This window comes from Sphingomonas sp. LH128, from assembly GCF_000293195.2.
GTDB lineage: Bacteria > Pseudomonadota > Alphaproteobacteria > Sphingomonadales > Sphingomonadaceae > Novosphingobium > Novosphingobium resinovorum_A.
In genome coordinates, this window is the sequence record NZ_ALVC01000414.1 from 1 (window position 1) to 3,000 (window position 3,000).

The following is a 3,000-nucleotide window of genomic DNA, read 5'->3' on the forward strand; positions in this document are numbered from 1 at the left end:
GAGCCGGGAGACAAATAGCCTGCGGCGCCATGTGGGGCTGAGGCGGCTGCGCGCGGGAGGACGACAGTAAAGGGGTCTGGGGCGCCGATAAGCTCTGGGGCCCCAGGACTTCTCTTCAATCATCTTCATCCTCGTATCCCACCAAAGCCAGCGCCCGCGCTTTCCTCTGGTTCAACTCGCACCAGCGCAGCATGGCTTCCTCGCGCCCGTGGGTAATCCATGTCTCGGCGGGGTTCACGTCCACTACGGTCTGCGTCAGTTCGTCCCAGTCGGCGTGGTCGGAGATCACCAGCGGCAGTTCCACCATCCGCTGGCGGGCCCGCTGGCGTACCCGCATCCAGCCGGAGGCCATTGCCGTGATCGGATCGGGCAGGCGGCGGCTCCACCGGTCGTTGAGCGCCGAGGGCGGGGCGACGATTACCGCGCCGGTCAGTTGCTCCTTGCTGGCATCCGACACCAGCCGCAGGTCGCCCAGATCGATGCCCCATTCTTCATACAGTCGGCACATCCGCTCCATCGCGCCGTGGAGCCAGATCGTGTCCTGGTGCCCGGCGCGGCGCAGTTCGGCGATCAGGCGTTGTGCCTTGCCCAGCGCATAGGCGCCGACGAGCACGCAGCGCTCCGGATTGGCGGCGAGGGCGGAGAGCAGCTTGGCGATCTCCTCCTCCACCGGCGGGTGGCGGAAGACGGGGAGGCCGAAGGTCGCCTCGGTGACGAGCACGTCGCAAGGGGTGACCTCGAAGGGCGGGCAGGTGGGATCGGCGCGGCGCTTGAAGTCGCCGGTGACGATGATCCGCTCGCCCGCGTGCTCCAGCAGGATCTGCGCGGAGCCGAGAACGTGTCCGGCGGGAATCCAGGTGGCGTGGACATCTCCGGGCAGGGCGATCCGCTCGCCGTAGGGGACGGGCACTGCGCCTTCCTCGGTGGCGTAGCGCAGTTTCATGATGGCGAGGGTTTCGGGGGTGGCGAACGTCGCGCCGTGGCCGCCGCGGGCGTGGTCGGCATGGCCGTGAGTCACCAGCGCGCGATCGACGGGGCGGGCCGGGTCGATCCAGCAGTCGGCGGGGACGACGTGGATGCCCCAGGGTTCGGGTCTTATCCAGGAGAAATCGCGGGGCATGGATAGCAGAAGAGGCCGGGAACCCGTGTGGTTCCCGGCCTCTTCATTCTCAAGCCCGTCATCCCAGCGAAGGCTGGGACCGCTGGCCCCTTGGTACCCAACTCACGTCAGGGCGCCCTTCTGCCAACGCGTGCCTAAAGACAGCTACCGGTCCCAGCCTTCGCTGGGATGACGGCGCGTTTTATGGGCCTCAGGTTACCGGCCTCAATCGTCGGCGTTGGTATCCGCCTGCGGACCGGGCTTCTTCGCCCGCTTCACCGGCACCTTCTTCTTCGTCTTGGACACCTTGGGCGCCGAGGGAGTCAGTTCGAAGTTCAGCGCGTTCTCCTTGACCGAGACGTGGACTTCGCCGCCGTGCGCCAGCTTGCCGAACAGCAGTTCTTCCGCCAGCGGCTGCTTGACCTTCTCCTGGATCACGCGGCCCATCGGGCGCGCGCCGTAGAGCTTGTCGTAGCCCTTGTCGCCCAGCCAGCTGCGTGCGTCCGAGTCGAACTGGATGTGGACGTTCTGGTCGGCCAGCTGCAGTTCCAGCTGGAGGATGAACTTGTCCACGACCCGGCTGATGGTGTCCTTGGCGAGGTACGCGAAGGGCACGATCGCATCGAGGCGGTTGCGGAATTCGGGGGTGAACATCTGCTTCACCGCTTCCTCGCCGGCATCCTCCTTCGAGGTGTCGCCGAAGCCGATGCCCTGCTTGGCCATGTCCGAGGCGCCCGCGTTGGTGGTCATGATCAGCACCACGTTGCGGAAATCGACGGTCTTGCCGTGGTGATCGGTCAGGCGGCCGTTGTCCATCACCTGCAGCAGGATGTTGAACAGGTCGGGGTGCGCCTTCTCGATCTCGTCGAGCAGGAGGACGCAGTGCGGGTTCTGGTCGATCGCGTCGGTCAGAAGGCCGCCCTGATCGAAGCCGACATAGCCCGGAGGCGCACCGATCAGGCGGCTGACCGAGTGACGCTCCATATATTCGGACATGTCGAAGCGCTTCAGCTCGATGCCCATGATGCTGGCGAGCTGGCGGGCCACTTCGGTCTTGCCGACGCCGGTGGGACCGCTGAACAGGAACGAGCCGATCGGCTTGTCCGGATCGCGCAGGCCAGCGCGGCTCAGCTTCATCGCGGTGGCGAGGAGGCCGATCGCCTTGTCCTGGCCGAACACCACGCGCTTCAGGTCACGTTCGAGGTTCTCCAGCGCCTTCTTGTCGTCGGACGAGACGGACTTGGGCGGGATGCGGGCCATCGTCGCGATGACCTGCTCGATCTCGCGCGCGGTGATGGTCTTCTTGCGGCGGCTGGGCGGCAGCAGCATCTGCATCGCGCCGACTTCGTCGATCACGTCGATCGCCTTGTCGGGCAGCTTGCGGTCGTTGATGTAGCGGGCCGAAAGCTCCACGGCGGTCTTGATCGCATCCGGCGTGTACTTGACGCGGTGGTGATCCTCGAACGCGGTGCGCAGGCCCTTGAGGATCTTGATGGTATCCTCGACCGTGGGCTCGTTCACGTCGATCTTCTGGAACCGGCGCAGCAGAGCGCGGTCCTTCTCGAAGTGGTTGCGGAACTCCTTGTAGGTGGTCGAGCCGATGCAGCGGATCGTCCCGCCCGACAGCGCCGGCTTGAGCAGGTTCGAGGCGTCCATCGCCCCGCCGCTGGTGGCGCCCGCGCCGATCACCGTATGGATCTCATCGATGAAGAGGACCGCGTGCGGCATCTTCTCCAGTTCGGAGACGACCTGCTTCAGACGCTCTTCAAAATCGCCGCGATAGCGGGTGCCGGCCAGCAGGCTGCCCATGTCGAGCGAGTAGATCACCGCTTCGGTCAGCACTTCGGGCACTTCGCCCTCGACGATCTTGCGCGCGAGACCCTCGGCGATGGCGGTCTTGC

At 65.9% G+C, this 3,000-nt stretch carries 2 protein-coding genes; both read right to left on the minus strand.

Annotation, left to right across the window (positions count from 1 at the left end; translation table 11 throughout):
* Positions 1-115: 115 nt before the first annotated feature.
* Positions 116-1,120 carry a ligase-associated DNA damage response exonuclease gene (locus LH128_RS26885; protein ID WP_008832854.1) on the minus strand — a complete coding sequence of 335 codons (1,005 nt, stop codon included), beginning with the start codon at positions 1,118-1,120 and terminating at the stop codon, positions 116-118.
* 204 nt (positions 1,121-1,324) lie between these two features.
* The coding region (locus LH128_RS26890; RefSeq protein ID WP_008832855.1) for an AAA family ATPase at positions 1,325-3,000 on the minus strand (1,676 nt) is incomplete at its 5' end.